Genomic DNA, 24738 nt, shown 5'->3' on the forward strand with positions numbered 1-24738 from the left:
ACCCCGGCGGCCACACCGCCGCGCGAGCCGATCAGCCCGCCGGCGTAGCCAGGCGCGAGACCACAACCCACCATCCGGCATGGGCCGCGTGAATCGCGGCGGCGGCGGCCTCTGCCGCCGCTGCCGACTCATAGAGTGCGAAGCACGTGCCGCCACTGCCGGTCATGGCACTGATCAGGGCATGGCGGTCTTCTGCCAACACGCTGAGTACCGTGCCGATTGCCGGCGCAACCGCGATTGCCGCCGCCGTAAGGTCGTTGCCGATCCGTCGGCACTGCGCCGCCAGTTCGGCGACGGTTCCGGCGGGCGCCAGGGGTTCTCTTGTCACGGCCCCGCCCGGCGTCGCGGCAGCCGGCTGATATGCGGCGAATACAGCGGCCGTGGCCACCGGCAGGCGAGGGTTTACCAGCACGACCCAGGCGCCTGGCAGGTCCGGCCCGGTCACGACTGAACCGCCTGTTCCGCCGACCCGGGCCGGCCGTGCCCGCAGACAGACCGGGACATCGGCCCCCAGGGCCAGGGCCACTGCGTCGAGCGCCGGGGCTGGCGGGCTTATGCGCCACAACCGGCAGAGACCGCGCAGCACCGCCGCCGCATCGGCTGAACCGCCGCCAAGCCCGGCCGCCACGGGTATGTGTTTGTCCAGATGGATGCGTACGCCCGCCGTAACGCCGCAGAGGGCGCGCAGGTCGCGGGCGGCGCGCAGCACCAGATTGTCGCCAGTGGCGTCACCAGCCGCCAGTCCGGCGGCTTCGGGGCCTGACACCGTCAGTTCAACCGCAGCAGCCGGGTGCAGCGTCAGGGTGTCGTGCCACTCGACAAAACCGACCAGGCTGTCGAGGCAATGGTAGCCATCGTCCCGGCGGCCCAGCACACGCAGCCAGAGATTGAGCTTGGCCGCGGCGGTGACACTCAGACTTTGCGTCGCAGGATCACTCAAGGCCCGGTGTTCGCGCGATCCAGCCCCTGGCGCAGCTTGCGCTGAATGGCGCTCTCCACGTCCGGCTCCGGTTCAAAGGCCAGGGCGCGGCGCCACTGGAACCGCGCCTCGCGCAGACGACCGACCTGCCAATAGGCATCGCCCAGATGGTCGTTGATGGTCGGGTCGCCTGGCGTCAATGCCGCCGCCCGTTCCAGCCACAACACCGCATTGTCAAAATCGTCCAGGCGGTAATAGACCCAGCCCAGGCTGTCGAGGATGTAGCCGTCGCGCGGCCGCAGCTCTACCGCCCGGGTGAGCATGGGCAGGGCGCGGTCGAGCTCCAGCCCCTGATCAACCCACGAGTAGGCAAGATAGTTCATGATCTGTGGCTGTTCCGGCACGAACTCCAGAGCCTGGAGGAATTGCGCCTCGGCGGCCGACCATTCGTCCGACCGTTCATAGGCGATTGCCGATACATAGAGGATCCGCCAGTGACGCTGCTCCAGCGCGCCCAGCCGGTTGAAGCCCTCCTCGTAGGCCCGCGCCGCCCGGCGAAAATCGTCTGAGCGACGGAACAGGTCGCCCAGTGCAATCCATGGGTCCGCACTGTCGGGGCGCTCTTTCGCAAGCTGGCGCAAGGCCGCCTCCGACTCATGCAGCCGGTCCAGCTCAAAGGGGATTTGCGCCGCCCGGACCCGGGCCAGCCACGACCAGCCGGATTCCCCGTCGATACGCTCATAGGCGGCGGCGGCGTCCGGCCAGCGTCCCAGGGTCTCATGAATATCGGCCAGCAGCAGCAAGGCCAGGTCGAAGTCCGGCCGCACCATCAGCGCCAGTTGCAGAAACGGCAGAGCCTGGCGGCTGCCGTTGTCGTCGTGCAGGGCCGCCGCGATGTCGAACAGGACCTCGGCCACGCCATCCTTCGCCGTCGGGGCAAGAGGCAGAAACTGGTCCGGCCCGCCGTACTCAGCCGCCGCCGGGCCAATCACCAGCCGGCCTTCGTCCGCCGCAACGTATGTGGCCATCAGATCCTGTGCCTGATCATGCCGGTCGCTGGCGGAGAGCAGCGCCGCCAGGGCGTGAACAACCCGTAACGGCGGACGGTCAAGCTCCGCCAGCAGACGCACATAGACAGCTTCTGCGGCTGCCGCATCGCCGCTCAGCTCCAGCAACAGGCCGAAGTGCAATCCGGACAAGGCCGGCACATTCTGGTCGTCTGCCAGAGCGCCCACCGTCCTGATAGCGGCCTCCAGATCACCGTTCGCAGCCTCGGTCCAGGCCAGGACCAGCGGGCCAACCACACGATTGATGCCGGCATCAGGCAATTGCGCCAGCCAGGCTTCGGCCCGCCGCGGATCATCATCGGCCAGGGCCGCCACCGCCAGAACCAGGGGAGCGACGAAATCCACCTGATCGGTGGCGACAATGCGCCCGGCAATGTCGCGGGCCAGCTCGTGATCGCCATTGCTGAGGCTGAGAACCAGGGCACTGTTCAGCAAGGACAGATTGTCGGGGGCAAGAGTCAGCAGGTGCCGCTGCAAGCGGGCCGCCGTCGCCAAGTCGTCGATCTGCTCGGCATGGCGCGCCGCAAGATAGTCCCCCCACGGGGTGGTGGCGCCCGCCTCCTGCGCCAGGGCGGGGCGCGACATGGCGCCCGGGCCGGCGACCACGCCCAGGGCCAGGACCAGAGCCAGAACCAATGCCAGTCCGGGCACAGGGCCGGCTGACCGCGGCCTCATGCAGGGAAAACTATGCCGACGTGCGATCATGACCGCTCCCGAAACCTGCGTGCGGCGGCTGACCGACGCCGCCTCTGGCCGATACTACAACATGCCGACCCGGGCCGGGCCACCAGCCGGCCATCACACTCGCTTCAGCCGCCTGCGGCACTGCGCCATGCGCTTAGACCGGGTGGAAGCCGGGCGGGGACCGGGCGAGGCTGGAGGCAGGACTGGCGACGGAAGCGCCTGTATGCCGTGCTGACCCTGTATGCCGTGCTGACAAGGCCATGGCCGGACGCCACAATAGCCGGAACAAACCCGGAGGCACAGCAGGGCGCATGGCCGATCCGTCCAACGAACCCGCCGCATACGCTGCCGCCGTCATGGCCTGGTATGAGGCCGCAGGCGTGACAACCCCGATGGGCGATCATCCGGTGATGCGCCTGGCCGCGCAATCGGCGGCCGTCAACGCAGCGGGTAGTCCTCCGGCCGGTGTCGATCCTGCGGCCGGGCTCCCGGTCGCAAATCCGGCGACGCCGGCGACGAAAGCAACGACGGTGACCCGGCGGAGCGGCGCTGCAGCACCGGTGGCGACGCCCGCCAGTGCCGGCGCCCGACAGATGGCGCTGGCGGCGACGGACCTGACGGCTCTGGAAGCAACCGTGCGTGCCTTTGACGGCTGCCCCCTGAAAGAGACAGCGTCCACGACGGTGTTCGGTCACGGCCCGGCCGATGCCCGGATTATGCTGATCGGCGAAGCGCCCGGCGCGGAAGAGGACCGCACCGGAGTGCCTTTCGTCGGCCAAAGCGGGCACCTGCTCGATCGCATCCTCGCCGCCATAGACCTGCGGCGCGACGATGTGCGTATCACCAATACGCTGTTCTGGCGGCCGCCGGGCAATCGTGATCCGACACCGGCGGAGCGGGCAGCATGCCTGCCGTTTGTCGAGCGTCACATCGCACTGGTGCAGCCTGATGTACTGGTTCTGCTGGGCGCGACCGCAGCGCGGACCATGCTTGACCGGACCGATGGCATCTCACGTCTGCGCGGACGCTGGCATACTTATGTGAATGACCAGATGGACCGGCCTGCGGACGTGCTGTGTACCTATCATCCCGCCTATCTGCTGCGTACGCCGGAAAAGAAGCGCGACGTATGGCGGGACTTCCTGATGCTGAAGGCACGGCTGGACCAGGCCCCGGCCGCCGGCTGATGGCAACGGCGCCATGGCGACAACCGCGTCCGGCCCGGGAATCCGGCACTTAACCTTTGTTTATCTGCTGGCTGTAAGCTGTCTTATCAGGTGTTGGGCCAAGATGTTGAGGGATGTTGGGGATCCCCTCGGCGGCGGCCCCTGCGGCTGCTAGAGTCCGCTATCCCGCGACGATGACTTTCACTGGGGTCGGGAGAAACGAATTGATATGGATCGGCCATAGACCGTCCGGCGCATGGCGGCGGTTCGCTGCCTGTGCGGCGCTGATGCTGGCGACGCTGGTCGTCCTTGTTGCGCCTGACGTGCGTCCAGCGGCTGCCGCGCCAGTGTCCCAGTCCGATCTGGAAGCGACCATGGCGGCGCTGGCGGCGGAATTGCCGCTTGTGTTGGGCGCGGAGGATGCTACCCGCTATCGGCAGGTCTTTGTCCTGCAAGAAGCTGGTGACATGGCGGCGGCTGATCGGCTGATCGGCCAGATTACCGACCCTGTTCTGATGGGGTATGTGCAGTCGCAACGCTATATGCATCCGACGGCGCACCGCTCCACTTTCGTCGAACTGCGTGATTGGTTAGCGACCTATGCCGACCATCCCGAAGCCGACCGCATCCACGCCCTTGCCCTGCGCCGCAAACCCGCCAACGCCGGCCGGCCGGAGGCGCCCCGACCGCTCAGCGCCGGCGACTATACGGCGGCCGATGGGGAATATGTCGCCCCGTCGGAGGTCTATCAGTCGCCGCGCGGCCGCAACGCCGCGGTTGGCCGGCAGGTCCGTTCCATCGCCCGGACCATCAACGCCCGGGTGGCGGACGGCTGGCCAACCGGCGCCCTGGCGATCCTTGACGGGAATGAGGCGCAGCGGCTGCTCGACCCTGTGGAGCAGGCCATGGCCCGGGCTCTAATCGCCAAGGGCTATTTTCTCGCCAGTGTTGATGACAAGGCCTTCACCCAGGGAAAGGCGGCGGGCAACGCCTCCCCACAATATGCCGCGATCGGTCACTGGATCGCCGGGCTGGCCGCCTGGCGCATGGGCCGGATTGATGACGCCGCGTTAGAGTTCGAGACCTTCGCTGGCGCTGACGGGGCCGACCCCTGGACCATTTCAGCCGCCGCTTTCTGGGCCGCCCGCGCCCACCTGCAGGCCGGCCGCCCAGAGCGTGTGCGCAGTTGGCTGGTGGTGGCGGCCGACTATCCGCTGACCTTCTATGGCCAACTGGCGCGCCGCAATCTCGGCATGGAGACGCCGCTGGACTGGTCGCCCGTGCCGCTTACCGCCGCCACCCGCGACCTGCTGCTGGACATCCCGGCAACGCGCCGGGTCCTGGCCCTGCTGCAAGCCGGTCAGGATGATCTGGCGGAAGAGGAATTGACGCGCCTGGCCCGCGCGGCGCGGGCCGACCTGTGGCGACCGCTGCTGGCCATCGCCACACGGGCGCACATGCCGGCTCTGTCGCTGAAACTGGCGGACCTGATAGAGGCGACCTATGGCGAGCAAATTCCGGCCGGCCTGTATCCGCTGGTGGCCTGGCAGCCGCAGGACGGCTATCGCGTCGACCGGGCGCTGATCCTTGCCTTCGCCCGTCAGGAATCCGGCTTCAACACTGATGCCCGCAGCCCCGCCGGTGCGCTGGGCCTGATGCAGCTGATGCCGGCGACGGCGCGCTACATCGGCCGCGACCGCAGTCTTCGGGGCGACGGACTGGACCGCCTTTCCGAGCCTGACCTCAACCTGGAACTGGGCCAGCGCTATATCCAGTATCTGCAGGCTAATGACGCGGTCGGGGATAATCTCTTCATGCTCACCGCCGCCTATAACGGGGGGCCGGGTAACCTCCGTCGCTGGGTACAGGCGGCCGACTTCCGCAATGACCCGCTGCTGTTCATCGAGTCCATACCGTCGCGCGAGACCCGCATCTTCATCGAGCGGGTGCTGGCCAATCTGTGGATCTATCGCCAGCGCATGGGACAGTCCAACCCGTCTCTTGATGCGATTGCCGCCGGCGTGTGGCCGGCCTATACCGGGCTGGACGGCCAGGAAATAGCTACAGCCCCCTGAGACCCAGCCATGCCCATTGACGAGAGTCGGCCATTCATAGCGGTTCGCATCGCCATCATGACCGTTTCGGACACGCGGACGGCAGCGGATGACCGTTCCGGTACGGTCCTGGCGGATCGCGTAGAAGCGGCCGGGCACGAAATCGCCGCCCGTCAAATCGTACGGGATGAAATCCCCGCCATTGTCGGGCAGTTGCGGACGTGGATCGCCGATTCCTCAATCGACGTGGTGATCGCCACCGGCGGCACCGGAGTGACCGGTCGCGATGTCACGCCGGAGGCGTTCGAATCGGTCTATGAAAAAGCGATTCCCGGATTCGGCGAGCTGTTTCGCCACCTGAGCTTCGCCAAGATCGCTACCTCCACCATCCAGTCACGGTGCACCGCAGGCGTCGCCGGCGGCACCTATCTCTTTGCTCTGCCGGGATCGCCGGGCGCATGCCGCGACGGTTGGGATGGCATCCTCGCAAGCCAGCTCGATAACCGGTTCCGGCCGTGCAACTTCGTCGAGCTCATGCCGCGTCTGACCGAACACCTGGCGTGAGAGCGGCCGGCTCCGTGCAGCCCGTCCAGCCAGCCCGTCCATGGCCCATGCGCTGAACCTGCCAGCCCTGCTTGCCGCGCTATACCGCCACGGCGGCTATGACGACGTGTCCCTGCATGACCTGGTGCCTCTGGCAGGCACCGGTATTGCCCACGACCATGTGCGTATTGCCGGCACCCGTCATCTGCTGCGTCTGCCGCGCCTCAGCCAGTTCGGTCTGACCCCGCACGACAACCTGATCTATCAGGCGGCATGCTTTGAACGCGCTGCGGCAAGCGGACATGCGCCCCGCCTGCACGGAGTCCTGCCGCCGGCCGGGGACATGCCCATGGGCGGTCTGATCGTCGACTATATCGACGGGCGGCCGGTGCGACTGGACACGGATATGCCCGCCATAGCCGAGTGCCTGGCGGCTCTGCATTGCCTGCCAGTCCCGGTGATGGCGGCGCGCGCGCCGCTGGCCAGCCATGACGATCCGGTGGCCGCCACCATGAGCGTGATCCGCCGCCAGGCCAGCGACCTTGGCGACGCTGGCGTCAGCCGTCAAGCACAGGCCCACCTGACCAGCGAGCTTGCGTGGGCCAGCCGCTTTGCCGAAACGTGCGCCGGCAAACAGCAGCCCGTCACCCTGGTGGCCACCGATACCCACCCCGGTAACTATGTGATGCACAGCGACGTGCCGCAGGGCGACGTGTCGCAGGGGGATAGTCAGGCCTTCATCGTCGATCTGGAAAAAGCACTCTATGGCGCACCGGCCATCGATCTAGCCCACGCCACGCTCTACACCTCCACCACCTGGGCCGGCGGCCCCAACGCCTTTCTGTCCACCGACCAGACGCAGCAGTTCTATCGCCACTACATGACCCGGCTACCCGCCGGCCTGGCCAGGGCGATCCGTCCCTGGTGCCTGCCGCTGCGTCGCCTGACATGGCTGCGCACGACCACCTGGGCGGCAAGCTGGAGCGTGCGACGCGCCGCCGACGATCCGGCCGCCACGCCGGATGCCCTGGCGCAAGTGGCCGATTTCCTGAGTGCGCCGCGGATTGCCGCGATCCGCAGCGAGTGGCTGGAGGACCGCCTGGCCGATCTTGTATAGACGCGGACCGCTGAATGTTCTTGTTTTGTTCTACGCCCGAGTCATAGACTGCAGGCATGTCGCCCACTCACCAGACCGGCCGCGATCTGGCGCCCGGTTCAACCAGCAATACCCGCACCAAACCAGGCGCACGGCGTGGTCGCGGTGCGGTCAGCAATGCCAGTGGTCGTTTTGAGGTGCAGGTGCGCCAGCCCTTCGACGATGGCTGGAACGAATCAGCGGACGACGCTACGCAGCACCTGGTAACAACGGTCCAGATTGACCGTAGCCGCAGCGTCATTTCCACCAATGCCTCGCCGGATATCCCGTTTGACCGCTCGATCAATCCCTATCGCGGTTGTGAGCATGGCTGCGTCTATTGCTATGCCCGGCCGACTCACGCCTGGCTCGGCCTGTCGCCGGGGCTGGATTTTGAAAGCCGACTGTTCGCCAAGCCCGATGCGGCCGAGCAGTTACGCCGCGAACTGGCCCGGCCGGGCTATGTGTGCCGCGCCATAGCCCTTGGCACCAATACCGATCCCTATCAACCGATCGAACGCCGCTATGAGATCACCCGCCGCATCCTGGAGGTGCTCAACGACTGTAATCACCCGGTGACCATTGTCACCAAATCCAATCTGGTGGTGCGTGATCGTGACATCCTGTCGGCTATGGCCGCACGCGGGCTGGCCCGCGTCGCCGTCAGCATCACTACGCTCGACCGCAGCCTGGCCCGTCATATGGAGCCGCGAGCGCCGACCCCCGGCCGCCGGCTGGACGCCGTTGGGCAGCTCAGTGCGGCCGGCATACCCACCGGCGTCATGGTGGCGCCGGTCATTCCGGCACTGACCGACCATGAAAGCGAATCCATCCTGTCCGCCGCCGCCGACCGCGGCGCCTCCTTCGCCGGCTATGTCATGCTGCGCCTGCCGTTGGAAATCGCCGATCTGTTCAGGGAGTGGCTGGACACCCATGAACCGGGCCGGGCCGGACGGGTGCTGTCGGGCATCCGCGCCCTGCGCGGCGGCCGGCTTAATACCTCTGCCTTCGGCCGGCGCATGCGTGGTGAAGGCCAGGAGGCGGATTTGCTGGCGCGGCGTTTCGCCCTGGCCTGTGGCCGGCTTGGTCTCAGCCGTCGACACGAACCGCTCGACTGCACGCAGTTCGAACGACCAGCCGCAGACGGCCGCCAGATGTCGCTGCTGTAGATCACTCCACCGGCCCGCCGAAGCGGCAGCCGCGTCGGACTCTGGCGCGTCTGTCGCCATCTATTCATCCACACCCAAACGTGGCCATTGCGCCAATGGCCATTGCCGCGACAGGATAGGACAAGCCGTCGCCCCCGACGGTATTGCCCGGACGGTATCTGATGTTCCACGCCGACGACCTGACCGGACTGGCCGTAGTGGCGCTGGCGGCGCTGGTCTGTGGTGTCGCCATGGCGCGGCTGCGCCAGCCGCCGGTCGTCGGTTACATCCTGGCCGGGCTGTTGCTTGGGCCGGCTATCCTCGGCCTGGTCACAAGCCGCGAACAGATCGAACTGCTGGCGGAGCTTGGCGTCCTGCTGCTTCTGTTTCTTATCGGCATGGAGTTCGACCTGCGCGCGCTCAGGCCGATCCTGGCACGGGCGGCGCTGGCGACCGTGCTGCAGGTTGTCGGCGCGCTGCTTGTCACCGGTCTGATTTCAGGACTATTCGGCTGGTCGCTGGCGCAGAGCTTGCTGTTCGGCTTTGTCATCGCGCTGTCCAGCACCGCCGTCGCCATCAAGATGCTGGAAGACATCGGCGAGGTGGAAAGCGGCACAGGGCGCCTGATCGTCGGTGTCCTGATCGCCCAGGACCTGGCCTTCGTGCCCATGATGCTGGTGGTGGCCAACCTGTCCGGCGGCGGTTTCGACGCCGTCGGCATCCTGCAGCTCGCCCTCGCCATCGCCCTGCTGGCCGCGGTCATCTTTATCCTGTCGGGCCGCAGTTTCTCTCTGCCCTTCGGCCGCTTCATCGCCGGTCACGCGGACTTGCTGCCGCTGATGTCGCTGGCGTTCTGCTTCGGCGCCGCCGCCCTGGCCGGTATCGCCGGCCTGACGCCAGCCTATGGCGCGTTTCTCGCCGGCCTGGTCATCGGTGCCAGCCGCGAACGCGAGGCGACGATCGAGAGAACACGGCCGATCCAGAGCATCCTGATGATGGTTTTCTTCGTGTCCATCGGCCTGCTGATCAACCCCGCCCTTATATGGGACAATCTGGGCCTGGTAGTGACGCTGTTGCTGCTGATCATCCTGTTCAAGACAGCCTTCAACGTCCTCATCATGCGCGCCCTGGGCGAGCCGTGGCCAAGCGCCTTTCTGTCCGGCCTGGTGCTGGCGCAGATCGGCGAGTTCTCCTTTCTGCTGGCAGCGGCCGGTGTCGGCGCCGGACTGATCACCGGCGAAGATGGCGATCTGGTGGTGGCCGTGGCGGCCCTGTCCCTGCTGTTCGGCCCGGCCTGGCTGGCGGTGGCCAGACGGCTGCATTTGCCGGCCCTGCAATCGGTCCGTTCCAGCCTGGAAATGTTTCGCCTGCTCTACGAGTCCAACACGCTGAACAGCCGCGTCATAACCGACATGACCCGGCGGGCGGTCCGCCGCGGCAAGACGCGTCGCAGCACCCGCCGATCGCGTCGCGGGCCTCGCCCCGATGCCTGACTTCCGCCTGGAACGCGATCTGGGCGGGCGGGTAGCGGGCATCGATGAAGTGGGGCGCGGCCCGCTGGCCGGCCCGGTGGTGGCGGCTGCGGTCATCCTGCCGCCGCGTCTGCCGGCGGGCCTGCGCCGCCGCATCCGCGACTCCAAGCGCATGTCCGCGGCTGAACGTCTGGCGGTAGCCCGTCTGCTGCGCGCCGTGCCCGGAATCGCTATCGCGCGCGCCGCCGCGAACGTCGCAGAGATTGACCGGCTGAATATCCGCCGGGCCAGTCACCTGGCCATGCAGCGGGCACTGACCCGCCTGGTGCGCGATCATGGGGCGCCCGACGGCGTTCTGGTAGACGGCAATGACTGGCCGGACCTTGCTGTGCCGGGCCGGACCATTATCGGTGGCGATGATCGCTCACTGTCCATTGCCGCCGCCTCGATAGTGGCCAAGGTCTGCCGCGACCGGCTGATGGTCCGCCTGGCGCGCACCTGCCCCGGCTACGGCTGGGAGCGCAATATGGGCTATGGCACGGCGGCCCATCTGGCGGCCCTGAGGGCGCTTGGCCCGACGCCACATCACCGCACCAGCTTTCGCCCGGTTGGTGTGCTCGGTCAGGGCCGGGCCGGGGCCGGACCAGCCTGGGGATAGATTTCATAATCCTTTGATTCAAAACAAAGATTGACGCAGGAGTCCGGCCGCAGCATCATCCGGGCATGAGCACGGGCCGACCGCGCCGGGGACGCGACGCGTCGCCTGCATCTCTTCCTGTTGACGAAATCCTCGTCGGCGACAGCCTTGCCCTGATGCAAGGGCTGCCGGCCGGCTCGATTGACCTGGTCTTTGCCGATCCCCCCTACAACCTGCAGTTGGGCGGCGATCTGCTGCGGCCGGACAACACCGTGGTGGATGGCGTCGACGAAGACTGGGACCGCTTCTCATCCATGGCGGCCTATGACCGGTTCACCCGCGACTGGTTGGCGGCCTGTCGCCGACTGCTGAAGCCGGACGGCGCCATCTGGGTCATTGGCAGCTATCACAATGTCTTCCGCCTGGGCGCGGCATTGCAGGATCTGGGCTTCTGGGTCCTCAACGATATTGTCTGGCGCAAGTCCAACCCCATGCCGAACTTCCGCGGCCGGCGCTTTACCAACGCCCACGAGACCATGATCTGGTGCGCCCGTGACGCCGATTCGCGATACACCTTCAACTACGACGCCATGAAAAGCCTGAACGATGACCGCCAGATGCGCAGCGACTGGTTGTTGCCGCTGTGTACCGGGCAGGAGCGAATCAAGGGCGCCGACGGCCGCAAGGCGCATCCGACGCAAAAGCCCGAGGCGCTGCTGCGCCGGTTGATCCTGGCCTCCACCAGGGCCGGCGAGGTGATCCTGGACCCGTTCTTCGGCACCGGCACAACCGGGGCGGCGGCGCGCCAGCTGGGTCGTCATTTCATCGGCATCGAGCGCGACGCTGGCTATGCCGAGGTAGCCCGCCGCCGGCTGGCCGATATACGCCCGCCGGCGGATCCGGCGCTGGTCTCCTCCCCCGGCAAGCGCGACCGGCCGCGCATTCCCTTCGGCTGGCTGGTGGAACGGGGCCTGCTGGAACCGGGCGCCATCCTGCACAGCCCCGACGGCCGCAACGCCGCGAGGGTCCATGCAGACGGCACCATCGCCACATCCGGACCACTGGGCGATCATCGCGGCTCCATCCATCAGGTGGCGGCCGGCCTGCAGAACGCGCCGGCCTGCAACGGCTGGACCTACTGGCACGTCAGGATCGAAAACCGGAGCGTGCCGATCGACATGTTGCGTGAGCAGTTGCGGGCCGAGATCGAGCCGGCCGGAAGCACCGCCTAGAGCCGCCGCCAGAACGGGCGGATTACACGGCACCGGCAGCCGCCACATGGGCGGCGACCTTCATCATCAGGCTCGGCAGTCCCGCTTCGTCGAGGCGATCAGCCGGCCACCAGTCGCCGGCCGGCGATGTAGGCGACCCTGTTGCCGTCAGTCCACCCACCGAGACCGTCAGGCTCAGACGAAAGTGGGTGAACACATGCTCCACCTGACCGGGCAGCCGGCGCCAGCGGACGCGGCGCGGCAGACCGGTGGGCAGGGTATCGTCCGCCGCCTCATGGCCCGGCCGCCAGTCGCCCCCGGGGAAGGCCAGTAAACCACCGAGCAGGCCGCTGGCCGGCCTTCGACGCAGCAGGATGCGGCCGTCACTATCCTCAAGCCAGTAGACATGGCCATGGCGTAGCGGGCGAACCGCACGCGGCGCGCGGCGCGGCAGAGTGCCGGCCACGCCGTCACGATAGGCGAGGCACTGGCGGGCCAGCGGACAGGCCGGGCAGTCGGGATTGCGCGGGCGGCACACGGTGGCGCCCAGATCCATCATCGCCTGGGCATAATCACCCGATCGCCGGCGCGGGCTGAGAGCGGCAGCGAGGACCGCCAGACGGGGCTTCGCCGCGGGCAACGGGTCGCTGACCCTGAACAGGCGCGCCACCACCCGCTCCACATTGCCATCCACCACTGTCGCCGGCCGGTCGAAAGCAATGGCCGCGATGGCCGCTGCGCTATAGACGCCGATACCGGGCAGCCGGCGAAGTAAGGATTCGTCGGACGGAAAGACGCCGTCACAGACCGTCGCCACATGGACGGCGCAGCGATGAAGGTTGCGGGCCCGGGCGTAGTACCCAAGCCCGGCCCATCTGCGCAGCACTTCGTCCGGCGGTGCGGCGGCCAGCGCCGTCACATCCGGCCAGCGGGCAACGAAGGCCTTGAAATAAGGGACGACGGTCGCCACCGTCGTTTGCTGCAGCATGACTTCGCTGAGCCACACCCGATAGGGGTCCGGCGTGTCGCCCGCCGCCGCGCGCCACGGCAGAGTGCGGCGGGCCTTGTCGTACCAGGCCAGCAAGCGACGGCGGTGGCCGGCCCGCATGGTCGCGCCCACGGTCTGTTCAGGCAGGTCCCGGGTTTTGCCGGTCATATGGGACTCGTGATCAATGGCACGAAAGGCCTATTGTCCAACCATGGCCAAGCCCGCATCCAGCCCCCCTGACCGCAGCCCGGGCGAAAAGGTGCGCCGCGGCGGCGGCGCCCGCGCCATCGGCAAAGTGGTGGATCGTATCACCGGACCGGCCCGGCGCGCCCGCGGTCTGACCGTCAGTGAGCTGGTGACCGACTGGCCACGCATTGTCGGGCCGGACATAGCCCGGGCCAGCAGCCCGGCACGCTATACCGCCGGGCCACGGGCGGCGTTGCCGGACGAAGCCGGCAATGGCCGCCCGGGCGGCGAACTGCTGATCCGCGCCGGTGGCCCTATGGCTTTGCAATTGCAACACATGACGCCGACCCTGATCGGCCGGATCAACGGTTATTTCGGCTATCGCGCCGTCGCCCGCATCAGCTTTCTGCAGGCGCCGCCCGACAGCCGGGTCCCGGTCCGCCACCCGTCCCGCACGAAGCCGCCGGCCAAGCCGACGCCGGATGCCGAGCTTGGGCAACGACTCGCGCCAGTGGCGCCGGGGCCCCTGCGTGACGCGCTGGCCCGCCTTGGTGGCAGGCTCGGCACACGTTCGGCACCGCCCACGGCGGAGCCCGATGGACCGCCGCCGCCGCCACCGGCTTGCAAAGACCCGCAGAACCGCTCCTGAGGGACGGAATATCTGCCGCAATTAGACGGAATTGGCCTGTTCCCCACAACATGTTGTGGTTAGGATGGCGCCATGAATCGCACCACCCTTGCCATTATCGCCGCCGTGGCTGTCGCCGTCATCGCCGGCGGCGCATGGCTGGCGCTGCGCGGCGGCGGCCAGCCGCAAGGGGTGGATACGGTCTTTGCCAGCGATAACCCGGTTCTGGCCCCACGGCCCGGTGACCGTGTCCTGGGCGCCGCGGACGCGCCGCTGACCATCATCGAATATGCCTCATTCACCTGCCCCCACTGTGGCAGTTTCCACACCCGGACCCTGCCGCAGGTCGAGACAGACTGGATCACGACCGGCCGCGCCCGTTTTATCTTCCGCGATTTTCCCGGCGACCAACTGGCGCTGATGGCGGCCATGACCGCCCGCTGCCTGCCGGAGCCGCAATACTATCCCTTTGTCGCTTTGCTGTTCCGCGAGCAGGAGGCGTGGCTGTCCAGCGAGGACCCCGTCGCCTTCGTCAGCCGCGTTGCCGCCACCGCCGGCATGGACGCGGCCTCTCTCGATGGCTGTCTGGCCGACCGCAACCTGCAGAACGACATCCTCAGCCACCAGATCGCCGCACGCGATGCGCTGGGCGTAGCCTCCACACCGACTATCTTCGTCAATGGCCGCCGCGTCGTCGGCGACCTGTCCTACGACGATCTCAACCGCATCCTTGACGATGCCGCCGGGTCCTGACCCGGATTGATGGGAGCCCATCCTTGATCCAGTTCTCTCGCCTGCGCCTGACCGGCTTCAAGTCGTTCGTTGACCCGACCGAACTCGACATCCTGCCGGGTCTGACCGGCATCGTCGGTCCCAACGGCTGCGGCAAGTCCAATCTGGTGGAAGCGCTGCGCTGGGCCATGGGCGAAACATCCGCCAAGAAGATGCGCGGCGGCGAAATGGACGACGTCATCTTTGGCGGCACGGCCAATCGCCCGCCGCGGAATCTGGCGGAAGTGGCCATCCATATGGACAACAGGGCGCGAACGGCACCGGCCAGCCTGAACGACGATGAAGAGCTGGAGGTCGTCCGCCGCATCGAGCGTGGCCAGGGCTCCCTTTACAAGGTCAACGGACGTGATGTCCGCGCCCGCGACATTCATCTGATGTTTGCCGACCTGGCCAGCGGCCCGCGTTCTACCGCCATCGTCAGCCAGGGGCGGGTCAGCGCCATCATTGCCGCCAAGCCGGTCGAGCGGCGCGCTCTGCTGGAAGAGGCGGCCGGAATCACCGGCCTGCACACGCGCCGCCACGAAGCGGAGCTTCGCCTGCGCGCGGCGGAAACCAATCTGCAGCGTCTTGAAGACGTGCTGACCACGTTGGAAGCGCAACTGCAAAGCCTGAAGAAGCAGGCCCGTCAGGCCAATCGCTATCGCACGATTTCCGACCAGATTCGCCGCACCGAGGCCGGCCTGCTGCATTTGCGCTGGACCGCGGCACGGGAAGCCGTGGCCCTGGCCGAAGCCAATATGGCGCAGGCCGAATCGATGGTCTCCGACCGCACCCGGTTTGCCGCCCGCGCCGCCACCGCCGTGGCCGAGGCGCAAGCGGTTCTGCCCGGTCTGCGCCAGAAAGAAGCGGAAGTGGCGGCCGAGCTGCATCGGCTGGTGGTAGAGCGCGATGGCCTGGAAGCGGAAGAAGCGCGCGTCGTCGCCGCCATCGCCGGGCTTGACGAACGGCTCGGCCAGATCGCCGCCGACACCCAGCGCGAGCAGGCCCTGGCCAGCGATGCCCATAGCGCGCTGGCTGCCCTGGCGGACGAGCGCCAAAGCCTGGCCATGGCGTCCGAGCAGACCGAAGGGATGCGCCGCGCAGCGGCCGCCCTATGTGAGGAACTGACCCAGTCGGTGACCACTCGCGAGGCACGGCTCAGCCAGTTGAGCGATGATCTGCTGGCGGTGGAATCGAACGAAGCCGCCCGCCGGCGCGAAGTGGAGGCGCTTGGCGAGCGTCGCCGCCAATTGCACGACCGGCTGAGCAGCGTCACGGAGGAGCATGGCCGCCTGAGCGAGGAAGCTGCCGGCAATGGCGCTGTCAGTGCGGCCCAGGCCGCCCTGCAGGACGCCCAGATGCGGCTGGACACGGCGCGCGCCGCCGCCGAGGCGGCGGAGGCCGAACGCGCACTGTCCCGCGAGGCGGAGAGCCAGGCACGGTCCGCCGCCGAGGAAATGCGCAACGCCTGTGACAAGCTGCACGGCGAGCGGGCGGCCCTGGAAGACATGGTGGTTGCCATGCCGGACAGCGCCGATCCTCGCTGGAAGCCAATCATCGATCAGGTGGACGTGGCGCCGGGCCTGGAGAAGGCGCTGGGCGCGGTCCTCGGCGACGATCTTGTGGCGCCGGGCGACAGTGACGCGCCGACCCACTGGCGCGCGCTGCCGGCGCTGGACCCCGCACCGGCCCTGCCGGCCAGTGTCGAACCCCTGAGCGATCATGTGCGGGCACCGGCCCTGCTGGCCCGCCGTCTGTCGCAGATCGGCCTGGCGCCGGACAATGTCACCGCGGCCATGCTTGCGCCGCAGTTGCTGCCCGGGCAGCGACTGGTGACGCTGGATGGCGGCGTGTGGCGCTGGGACGGCTTTACGGTTGCCCCCGGTACGCCGACGGCGGCGGCGACGCGGCTGCATCAGCGTAACCGCCTGGAGAAACTGAAGGGCCGTATCGGCCAGGCCGAAAGCGTTCTGGCTGAGGCAGAAGCCCAGTACACCGCAGCCCAGGCACGTGACACGGCGGCGGCGGAAGCGGAGCGCGCCGCCCGCCAGGCCATGCAGGAGGCATTCGCCACGCGGGATCGGGCGCGCGATGTTCACGCTGAGCTCGATCACAAACTGACCGCAAGCCGCACCCTGCTGACCGCCGTTGCCGGAACCCTGGAGCGCCTGCACAGCGAGCTGGCCGATGTGGAAGCCCGCCTGGACGAGCTGGACAATGCTCCGGTGGACCCGGCCGCCATTGTCGCCCGCAGGGAAGAGATTGCCTTGGTCCGCGCCGGCCTGGCCGATTGCCGCACCGCCTATATGGAGGCGCGCGGCAACGCTGATCGTCTGGAACGCGAAGCCGCAGCCCGGCTGGATCGTTTTCGCGCCATGGAATCGGAAGAGGCGCTGTGGCGTGAACGCGCTGCCGGCGCGGCCGGTCGTCTGGCCGAACTTGCCACACGGCGCCACGCCACAAGCGACGAGCGTAGCCGACTGCAGGCCGAACCGCGACGCATTGCAGAGCGGCGCGGCCGTCTGGCCGAACTGATCAGCGCGGCAGAAATCCGGCGGCGCGACGCCGGCGACGCGCTGGCCACCGCAGAGAGCACACTCAATCGCCTGGTTGCCGCCCAGCGAGACGCCGACAGCGCCCTGTCCCAGGCCCGTGAAGACCGCGTACGTGCGGAGGCCGATGTCAGCCGCACCGGCCAGGAACAGCGCACCATCGAGGAGCGCGTGGCCGAGCGGCTGGAGTGTCAGCCGGAGGACACCCTGGCCTTGTCCGGGCTGGCAGACGATGGCGCCCAGGCCGATCCTGACGCCATTGAAACGCGGCTCAACCGGTTGCTGCGCGAACGTGAAAACCTGGGCGCCGTCAATCTGCGGGCGCAACAGGAAGCCGAGGAACTGGATAACCAGATCAGCCAGACCCACGGCGAGCGCGATGATCTTGTGGCCGCTATCGGCCGCCTGCGTCAGGGCATCTCCAGTCTCAACCGGGAAGGTCGCGAGCGGCTTCTGGCGTCGTTTGAAACCGTCAACACCCACTTCCAGACCCTCTTTCAGCGCCTGTTCGGCGGCGGACGGGCCTATCTGGAACTGACCGAGGCGGATGATCCGCTGGAAGCCGGGCTGGAGATCTTCGCCAGCCCGCCGGGCAAGCGGCTGCAACGGCTCAGCCTGCTGTCAGGCGGCGAACAGGCCCTGACGGCCATTGCCTTGTTGTTTGCGGTGTTCCTGACCAATCCGGCGCCGGTTTGCGTACTGGATGAAGTGGACGCCCCCCTGGATGATGCGAATGTGGACCGTTTCTGCACCCTTCTTGCGGAAATCGCCCACCAGTCGGCGACCCGGTTCCTGATCATTACCCACCACCGCCTGACCATGGCCCGCATGGACCGGCTGTTCGGTGTGACCATGATCGAACGGGGCATTTCACAGCTCGTCAGCGTCGACCTGCAGGGGGTCCGGGAGCTGCGCGGCGCGGCTTAAGCTGACACGCCATTTAGTGTTTTATTTCAAAAGGTTATAGGCCGCCGGCCCGGCTTGACACCCCCCGGACCCACCCCTAAGGTGCGCTCGCTTGGCGGTGCAGTGCGGCCGGCAAAGCAACGGCAGGAGCACGGCTTTCATGGTCGAGCGCAAGCTTCCGCCATCCTTGGATGATTTCGACCGCAGGCTGGCCACCGCAAGACAGGCCAGAGAAACGGGCGAGCGACGCAGCAGTCCATCGGCCGTGGCGTCGCACAGGCTTCTGGGAATGGCGTGGCGTGTAGCGATCGAACTGGCCGTGGCGGTGGCGGTCTCTGCCGCGGTTGGTGTGGCGCTTGATCGCTGGCTGGGCACCGCGCCGTGGCTGATGTTGCTGCTTCTGGTGATGGGCATGGCAGCCGGCGGTGTGAATGCCATGCGGGCCGCGCGCCAGTTGCGGATTGACGTAACCGGGCCCGATGCATCGGACCGGACTGAGAACGAAAAAGATCATCCCGGCCGTCCCTAGGCGGCGGACGGGTTGGGATCAGGGTCGGGGGCACAGGTAAAGCGTATGGCCGAACAATCGCACGGGCCCATGACCCAGTTCGAGATCAAGGAGATCATCCCGGTCGAACTGGGTTCCTTTGATCTGTCCTTCACCAATTCCGCGCTGTTTTCCGCTATTGCGGCAAGTGTCGCCTGCCTGCTGCTGATCGGCGGCATTGGCCGACGCGCCATGGTGCCCGGACGGGTGCAGATGATTGTCGAACTGCTTTACGGGTTTGTCGCCAATATGGTGCGCGAGACCATCGGCAGCGAGGGGCGTCGCTATTTCCCGTTCGTCTTCACACTGTTCGTCTTTATCCTGCTGGCCAACCTGCTGGGAATGGTGCCCTACAGCTTCACCGTGACCAGCCACATCGCCGTCACCGGCGCCTTCGCGTTGTTTGTTTTCCTGCTGATGACGGTCATCGGGTTTGGTCGCCACGGCCTGCGATTCTTCGGCTTTTTTGTACCTTCCGGCGTGCCCGCGCCCCTCTTGCTGCTGGTTGTGCCGATCGAGGTGCTGAGCTATTTCATGCGGCCCATCAGCCATTCGGTGCGGCTGTTCGCCAACATGCTGGCCGGCCACACCATGCTCAAGGTCTTTGCCGGGTTCATCATTGGCGCGCTCAGCCTGGGCGCCGCCGGCGCCGCGCCCATCGGGCTGTTCACCATCGCCGGCATTGTCGCGCTGACCGGACTGGAAATCCTGATTGCTTTTCTGCAGGCCTATGTCTTTGCCATCCTGACCTGCATCTACATCAATGACGCCGTCCACCTGCATCACTAACCTGGGCCGGCCACTGCCGTCCCCTGACCCGTCGAAAGGACAATTCCCATGGAAGCAGACGCCGCAAAGCTGATCGGCGCCGGACTCGCCGCCATCGCCATGGCCGGTGCCGGTGTCGGTATCGGTAATATCTTCGCCAGCTATATCAGTGGCGCCATGCGCAATCCGGCCGCGGCTCCGCAAGTCTTTGGCAATGTGATCCTGGGCTTTGCCCTGACCGAAGCCATCGCCCTGTTCGCTCTGGTGATTGCTCTCGTCATTCTGTTTGTCTTCTAGGAAACCGAGAGCCATGGCCGGCAATCGGCCTGTGAACAGACGCGGGGTCCACAATGCCGCAACTTGATCCAGCCGTGTTCCTGCCCCAGATCTTCTGGGCAGCGGTCATTTTTGGCCTGCTCTATCTGGTCATGGCGCGCATCGCCCTGCCCCGGATCGGCATGGTGCTGGAAGATCGGCGCAACCGCATCGACGGCGATCTGGACAAGGCGGCGCAGTTGCGCGAAGACGCCGAAGCCGCAATCCACGCCTATGAGCAGTTGCTGGACGAGGCCCGCGCCAAGGCCCAGGCAAAGATCGCCCAGGCCATGGAACAGGCCACAGCCGAGGCCACCCGGCGCCAGCATGCCCTGGGCGAAAAACTGGCCGAGGAAACAGCCGCGGCGGAAGCCCGCATCGCCGCGGCGCGCCACGCCGCCATGAGCGAAATCCGCTCCGTCGCCGTCGGCATTGCCCAGGATGTGGTGCAGCGTCTGGGGGGGGCTACGCCATCAGATGACGACGCCCGGCGGGCCGTTGCCCAGGCGGCGGGCGGGGTCTGAGCACCATGGACGCCCTGCTGCACGACACCTCATTCTGGGTCGCCATCGGCTTTGTCATCTTCCTGCTGATTGTCTGGCGACCGGGAAAGAGGGCCATTCTCGGCTTCCTTGACACCCGGACGGCAGCCATCCGCAGCGAGATCGACAACGCCCGCAAACTGCGCGAGGAAGCCCAGCATGCCCTGGCGGAATATCAGCGCCGGCAGCACGATGCGGCGCGCGAGGCGGAGACCATTGTCGCTCAGGCCGCTGAAGAGGCCGGCCGCCTGCAGGAGCGCCTGACCCGCCAGATGGAAGACAGCCTGGCCCGACGGGAGGCGCAGGCCAGGGACCGCATCGCCCAGGCCGAAGACGCAGCGCGCCAGCATGTTCGTGCGGCCGCCATTGATTTGGCGGTGGATGCCGCCCGCACGCTGCTGGCGGCAGAAGCCGCCGCGCAGCTTGACCGGAGCCTGGTCCGCGAGACCATCAGCCAGCTGCCGGACCGGGTCACGGCGGCCTGACCGGGTAGCTTGACCGGGTGGGCTGAGTTGGGCGCCTGGCTCGCGGTGTAGCGGTCACTCCGGGCTACCGGGCGGCGGCGATCCTGCCACCGGGCCCTCAGCCGCCGCGCAACCGGTTGTATTCGAGCTGCTCCGGCGTCAACTGAAATCCGATCAGGACAGAGAGCTGGCCGGCGGTCGACAGGTCGGCCAGGGGAATGATCTGCTCCAGCTCTTCTACGGCTGTCATCACGTTGGATTCGCCGAACGTTACCTCGCTCTCAAACACCGCCTTGTTGAGCAGGGTGCCGTCCTTGCGGACCACGGCAACGAAATAGGAAAATGACGCCGGCGCACCGGTGTGGGCCGGCCCCTTTTCCAGGCCGATCCGCGCCGTCATGTCCAGGACCAGGCGGCCCTCACTGGCCTGGGTGACACAGTTGCCGGAAAAATTGCGCATCTGGCCCAGCAGCACCGCATCGGTCAGATCCGGCCCACCGCCCACCGTAAAAAGAACCAGAGTCCCAGCATCCGGTACGATCAGCACGTCCGGACAGACAACGTCCTCTGATGCCTTTCCGGTCAGCGGCAGGTTGGAGCAGGCTGTCAGGATTGCGGCGGCCAGCCCCAGAAGGACCATCCGCATGGGCCGCCGCCCTGTCCCAGATGCCGCCACCGGTCAGGCCGCCGGCAGGGTGTTGTGGCTGCCGTCGCACAGTGGCTGGTTCGCGGTGCGCTTACAGCCGCAGAAATACAGGGTCTTGTCGTCCTTGGCCTCATAGGGCAGCGGTGTAAACGCCGTTCCGGCATGGGAGCCATCACAGAACGGCTGCTTGGTGCTGCGGCCGCAGCGGCACCAGAAATAGCGCTGACCGGCCTGAACCGGCACAGCATAGGGGCCGCGCTGAGCGATGACGGGATCGGACATGGCTGCTTTCGTCCTTCGGGGGCTTGGGTTAGCTTGCTCGGTGACCGAACCGGCCTGCAGGTCAGTCTAGAAAGGCCGCCCGCCCCCTACAAGCCGAGGCGCGTCCGGCCCGTGGCGCCACCTGGACCCAAATCACCGCCGGCATGATCCGACCATCCCTGACCATTCATCTGGCCGCTCCGCGCGGCTTCTGCGCCGGCGTGGACCGCGCCATCCAGATCGTCGAACGGGCGCTGGAGCGTTATGGCCCGCCGGTCTATGTGCGCCACGAAATTGTCCACAACCGCGCCGTCGTCGATGCCCTGGCGGCCAAGGGGGCGGTGTTCGTCGACGAACTGGACGAGGTGCCGGATGGTGACGCACCGGTGGTCTTTTCCGCCCATGGCGTACCCAAGGCCGTGCCCGCCGAAGCGCAACGACGCAAGATATTCTATCTTGACGCCACCTGCCCGCTGGTCAGCAAGGTCCACCGCGAAGCAGAGCACCACCATGCGGCCGGTCGTCATGTGATCCTGGTTGGTCATGACGGCCATCCTGAAGTGGTCGGTACGACCGGCCAGTTGCCACCGGGTGCGGTCACCCTGGTGGACAGCGTGGCGGCAGCGGAGACCGTTGCGGTGCCGGACCCTGAGGCCGTCGCCTATGCGACCCAGACCACCCTGTCGGTGGACGACACAGCGGACATTGTCGCCGTTCTGCACCGGCGCTTTCCGGCAATCACCGGGCCGCGCCGTGAAGACATTTGCTACGCCACCACCAACCGCCAGGAGGCGGTGAAGGCGATTGCCGGACGGGCCCAGGCCATAGCTGTCATCGGCGCCGGCAACTCATCCAATTCCGTGCGCCTGGTAGAGGTGGCCCGGCGTGCTGGTGCCGATGCCTTCCTGGTGCCGCGCGCCGCCGATATGCCCTGGTCGCGACTTGACGGCGTGACCATACTTGGCGTTACTGCCGGCGCCTCGGCGCCGGAATGGCTTGTCAGCGAGCTGCTTGCCGCCTGCCGCGAGCGCTATGCGGTCACGGTAGAAGAGGTCACGGTCCGCCGCGAGGACGTGCACTTCAGGCTGCCGCGCGCGTTGGCTGACTGAACCGGATCGGCGACGTGGCCGTTTATACCGAAGTCACTGACGATGCCCTGGCGGCTTTTCTGCGCGACTATGCCCTGGGCGGGGCGGTCGCCTTCAAGGGCATCGCGGAAGGTGTGGAAAACTCCAACTATCTGCTGCAAACCGACCGCGGCAGCTACATCCTCACCCTCTACGAGAAACGGGTGCGTCAATCCGATCTGCCCTACTTCCTTTCTCTGATGGACCATCTCGCGGAACAGGGCTTTGCCTGCCCGACTCCGGTACACGGTCGCGATGGCCAGGCCCTGCGCACACTTGCCGGGCGGCCGGCGGCGATCGTCACTTTCCTGCCCGGTGTGTGGCCACGATCCATCGACTGCGGCCATTGTGCGGAAGTGGGCGCCGCCGTCGCGCGCCTGCACCAGGCGGGCGCGGGTTTCACCATGCAACGACCCAACGACCTGTCTCTCGCCGGCTGGGCCGATCTGGCCGCGGCCTGCGCCGCCGGCGCCGATACGGTGCGGCCGGGCCTCGCCCGGATGATCGACGACGAACTCTCATGGCTGTCGCAACACTGGCCGGCCGACCTGCCGGCTGGTGTCATTCACGCCGACCTGTTCCCCGACAATGTTTTCTTTCTCGATGGCCGGATATCCGGCGTGATCGATTTCTACTTCGCCTGCAACGACTTCCTGGCCTATGACCTGGCCATTTGCCTCAATGCCTGGTGCTTTAACGCCGACCATCAATTTGTCGCCGGGCGGGCGCGCCGGCTTATGCACGCTTATGGCGCGGTGCGCCCGCTGAGCGAGGCCGAGACGGCCGCCATGCCGGTGCTGGCCCGCGGCAGCGCCCTGCGGTTTTTGCTGACGCGTCTGTTCGACTGGCTGAATCACGCGCCCGGCGCCTTCGTCCAGCCCAAGGACCCGCTCGACTATGTGGCCCGGCTGGCATTCCATCAGACAGTCGCCGGCCCGGACGCCTACGGCCTGTGACCACCGATCAACCTGACACTGACGGCGCGCCGGCCGGCGTCGTGCATGTGTTCACCGATGGGGCGTGCAGCGGCAATCCCGGACCCGGTGGGTGGGGTGCCATCCTCCGTTGGAACTCTCATGAACGCGAGATGTCCGGCGGCGAGACCGCGACCACCAACAATCGCATGGAGATGATGGCGGCCATTGTGGCGCTTGAGACTCTGAGCCGGCCGGTGACGGTTGTGATCCACACCGACAGCACCTATCTGCGCGACGGCATGACAAAATGGCTTACCGGCTGGAAGCGCAATGGCTGGCGCACAGCGTCGCGCCAGCCCGTGCGCAATCGCGACCTGTGGGAGCGTCTGGAGCAGGCCATAGCCCATCACACGGTGACCTGGCGCTGGGTCCGTGGCCACACCGGCCATCCCGAGAACGAGCGGGCGGACGCTCTGGCCCGCGCCGCTATTCTCTGGCCGGAGTCCCCGGCCACAACCTCCGCCGGGTCCGGCGATCAGGGCGACTAAAGCGCTCGCAGCACCGCTTCTGCGCTGGACGCCTCGAAGGTACCGGGTGCATCAACCGCCAGATGGGTCACCTTGCCACCGTCGACGATCATGGCAAATCGTTGCGCCCGTTGCCCCATGCCGAAGCCGCTGGCATCCGCCGCCAGGCCCAGAGCGCGGGCCAGATCGGCATTGCCATCGGCAACCATCTCCACTTTGCCGTCGGCCTGATGGGCGCGACCCCACGCATCCATAACGAAAGCATCATTGACGGACATACAGATCACGTGGTCAACGCCCCTGGCCTTCAGGGCGTCGGCCTGGGCAACGAAACCCGGAAGATGACGGTTGGAGCAGGTCGGCGTAAAGGCTCCCGGTACGGCAAACAGAACAGACTTGCCCGGTCCCAGCAGGTCTTTGACCGAAACCGCTTCGGGCCGGCCATCGGCGCCCATGCGGCGCACGGTCACGTCGGGAACAGACTCGCCAAGCTTGATCATTCGGCCACTCCCTGGATAGCAGCCGGGCGTGCCGGCCATTGATGGACATCAGGAAGA

The 24738-nt window shown here is 67.1% G+C and carries 25 protein-coding genes; 19 read left to right on the forward strand and 6 right to left on the reverse strand.

Annotation, left to right across the window (positions count from 1 at the left end; genetic code table 11):
- Positions 1-31: 31 nt before the first annotated feature.
- Both RIE31_06840 and RIE31_06845 read right to left on the reverse strand, forming a co-directional pair.
- On the reverse strand, positions 32-940 hold the full coding sequence (locus tag RIE31_06840; protein ID MEQ8640302.1) for a 4-(cytidine 5'-diphospho)-2-C-methyl-D-erythritol kinase: 909 nt from the start codon (positions 938-940) through the stop codon (positions 32-34).
- On the reverse strand, positions 937-2622 hold the full coding sequence (locus RIE31_06845; protein ID MEQ8640303.1) for a tetratricopeptide repeat protein: 1686 nt from the start codon (positions 2620-2622) through the stop codon (positions 937-939). The genes RIE31_06840 and RIE31_06845 overlap by 4 nt, the downstream gene beginning before the upstream one ends.
- Positions 2623-2981: 359 nt before the next feature.
- Between RIE31_06845 and RIE31_06850 the strand changes: the two genes are divergently transcribed.
- The 8 genes from RIE31_06850 (at position 2982) to RIE31_06885 (ending at position 12057) form a co-directional block, all read left to right on the forward strand.
- Entirely contained in the window at positions 2982-3857 is an 876-nt protein-coding gene (locus tag RIE31_06850; GenBank protein ID MEQ8640304.1) for a uracil-DNA glycosylase, read from the forward strand.
- A gap of 203 nt (positions 3858-4060) precedes the next feature.
- Complete coding sequence (locus tag RIE31_06855; GenBank protein ID MEQ8640305.1) at positions 4061-5911, forward strand: lytic transglycosylase domain-containing protein; 1851 nt, start codon at positions 4061-4063, stop codon at positions 5909-5911.
- A 9-nt stretch (positions 5912-5920) separates the two neighbouring features.
- Positions 5921-6454, forward strand: a complete 534-nt coding sequence (moaB, locus tag RIE31_06860; GenBank protein ID MEQ8640306.1) for a molybdenum cofactor biosynthesis protein B — start codon at positions 5921-5923, stop codon at positions 6452-6454.
- A 40-nt stretch (positions 6455-6494) separates the two neighbouring features.
- Positions 6495-7550 carry a phosphotransferase gene (locus RIE31_06865; protein MEQ8640307.1) on the forward strand — a complete coding sequence of 352 codons (1056 nt, stop codon included), beginning with the start codon at positions 6495-6497 and terminating at the stop codon, positions 7548-7550.
- Positions 7551-7606: 56 nt separating this feature from the next.
- Entirely contained in the window at positions 7607-8737 is a 1131-nt protein-coding gene (locus tag RIE31_06870; GenBank protein ID MEQ8640308.1) for a PA0069 family radical SAM protein, read from the forward strand.
- 161 nt (positions 8738-8898) lie between these two features.
- Entirely contained in the window at positions 8899-10209 is a 1311-nt protein-coding gene (locus RIE31_06875; protein ID MEQ8640309.1) for a cation:proton antiporter, read from the forward strand.
- Positions 10202-10846: a ribonuclease HII gene (locus RIE31_06880; protein ID MEQ8640310.1), complete on the forward strand. Its 645-nt coding sequence runs from the start codon at positions 10202-10204 to the stop codon at positions 10844-10846. The genes RIE31_06875 and RIE31_06880 overlap by 8 nt, the downstream gene beginning before the upstream one ends.
- Positions 10847-10911: 65 nt before the next feature.
- Positions 10912-12057, forward strand: coding sequence for a site-specific DNA-methyltransferase (locus RIE31_06885; GenBank protein ID MEQ8640311.1), 1146 nt, complete (start codon positions 10912-10914; stop codon positions 12055-12057).
- 22 nt (positions 12058-12079) lie between these two features.
- Here RIE31_06885 and mutY read toward each other — a convergent pair whose 3' ends face one another.
- Positions 12080-13192, reverse strand: a complete 1113-nt coding sequence (mutY, locus tag RIE31_06890) for an A/G-specific adenine glycosylase (GenBank protein MEQ8640312.1) — start codon at positions 13190-13192, stop codon at positions 12080-12082.
- Positions 13193-13208: 16 nt separating this feature from the next.
- Between mutY and RIE31_06895 the strand changes: the two genes are divergently transcribed.
- The 8 genes from RIE31_06895 to RIE31_06930 all read left to right on the forward strand — a co-directional run bounded on the left by RIE31_06895 (position 13209) and on the right by RIE31_06930 (position 20724).
- On the forward strand, positions 13209-13859 hold the full coding sequence (locus tag RIE31_06895; protein MEQ8640313.1) for a DciA family protein: 651 nt from the start codon (positions 13209-13211) through the stop codon (positions 13857-13859).
- A 72-nt stretch (positions 13860-13931) separates the two neighbouring features.
- Positions 13932-14591 carry a DsbA family protein gene (locus RIE31_06900; protein MEQ8640314.1) on the forward strand — a complete coding sequence of 220 codons (660 nt, stop codon included), beginning with the start codon at positions 13932-13934 and terminating at the stop codon, positions 14589-14591.
- A gap of 23 nt (positions 14592-14614) precedes the next feature.
- Positions 14615-18088, forward strand: a complete 3474-nt coding sequence (smc, locus tag RIE31_06905; GenBank protein MEQ8640315.1) for a chromosome segregation protein SMC — start codon at positions 14615-14617, stop codon at positions 18086-18088.
- A 268-nt stretch (positions 18089-18356) separates the two neighbouring features.
- Complete coding sequence (locus RIE31_06910; GenBank protein ID MEQ8640316.1) at positions 18357-18596, forward strand: AtpZ/AtpI family protein; 240 nt, start codon at positions 18357-18359, stop codon at positions 18594-18596.
- A gap of 45 nt (positions 18597-18641) precedes the next feature.
- Positions 18642-19403, forward strand: coding sequence for a F0F1 ATP synthase subunit A (locus tag RIE31_06915; protein ID MEQ8640317.1), 762 nt, complete (start codon positions 18642-18644; stop codon positions 19401-19403).
- Between the two features lie 48 nt (positions 19404-19451).
- The gene (locus tag RIE31_06920; GenBank protein ID MEQ8640318.1) at positions 19452-19679 is read left to right on the forward strand and encodes a F0F1 ATP synthase subunit C; all 228 of its coding nucleotides are present in this window, start codon (positions 19452-19454) and stop codon (positions 19677-19679) included.
- A 53-nt stretch (positions 19680-19732) separates the two neighbouring features.
- Positions 19733-20221 (forward strand): F0F1 ATP synthase subunit B', encoded by a 489-nt coding sequence (locus tag RIE31_06925; GenBank protein MEQ8640319.1) that lies wholly within the window; start codon positions 19733-19735, stop codon positions 20219-20221.
- 5 nt (positions 20222-20226) lie between these two features.
- On the forward strand, positions 20227-20724 hold the full coding sequence (locus RIE31_06930; protein ID MEQ8640320.1) for a F0F1 ATP synthase subunit B: 498 nt from the start codon (positions 20227-20229) through the stop codon (positions 20722-20724).
- Between the two features lie 97 nt (positions 20725-20821).
- Here RIE31_06930 and RIE31_06935 read toward each other — a convergent pair whose 3' ends face one another.
- Both RIE31_06935 and RIE31_06940 read right to left on the reverse strand, forming a co-directional pair.
- Entirely contained in the window at positions 20822-21349 is a 528-nt protein-coding gene (locus tag RIE31_06935) for a hypothetical protein (GenBank protein MEQ8640321.1), read from the reverse strand.
- Positions 21350-21382: 33 nt separating this feature from the next.
- Positions 21383-21631, reverse strand: a complete 249-nt coding sequence (locus RIE31_06940; protein ID MEQ8640322.1) for a CDGSH iron-sulfur domain-containing protein — start codon at positions 21629-21631, stop codon at positions 21383-21385.
- Positions 21632-21774: 143 nt separating this feature from the next.
- Between RIE31_06940 and ispH the strand changes: the two genes are divergently transcribed.
- From ispH to rnhA, 3 genes are read left to right on the forward strand one after another with little or no spacing between them, the layout of a single operon-like run.
- Positions 21775-22719 (forward strand): 4-hydroxy-3-methylbut-2-enyl diphosphate reductase, encoded by a 945-nt coding sequence (ispH, locus tag RIE31_06945; GenBank protein ID MEQ8640323.1) that lies wholly within the window; start codon positions 21775-21777, stop codon positions 22717-22719.
- A gap of 14 nt (positions 22720-22733) precedes the next feature.
- On the forward strand, positions 22734-23693 hold the full coding sequence (locus tag RIE31_06950) for a homoserine kinase (protein ID MEQ8640324.1): 960 nt from the start codon (positions 22734-22736) through the stop codon (positions 23691-23693).
- A complete protein-coding gene (rnhA, locus tag RIE31_06955; protein MEQ8640325.1) occupies positions 23690-24202 on the forward strand; it encodes a ribonuclease HI in 513 nt (170 codons plus the stop codon). Before RIE31_06950 ends, rnhA begins: the two co-directional genes overlap by 4 nt.
- On the opposite strand, the gene RIE31_06960 is transcribed toward rnhA, so the two are convergent.
- Entirely contained in the window at positions 24199-24681 is a 483-nt protein-coding gene (locus tag RIE31_06960; protein MEQ8640326.1) for a peroxiredoxin, read from the reverse strand. The two genes, rnhA and RIE31_06960, sit on opposite strands and share 4 nt — an antisense overlap.
- Positions 24682-24738 lie beyond the last annotated feature (57 nt).

The organism is Alphaproteobacteria bacterium, from assembly GCA_040218575.1.
Classification (GTDB): domain Bacteria; phylum Pseudomonadota; class Alphaproteobacteria; order JAVJRE01; family JAVJRE01; genus JAVJRE01.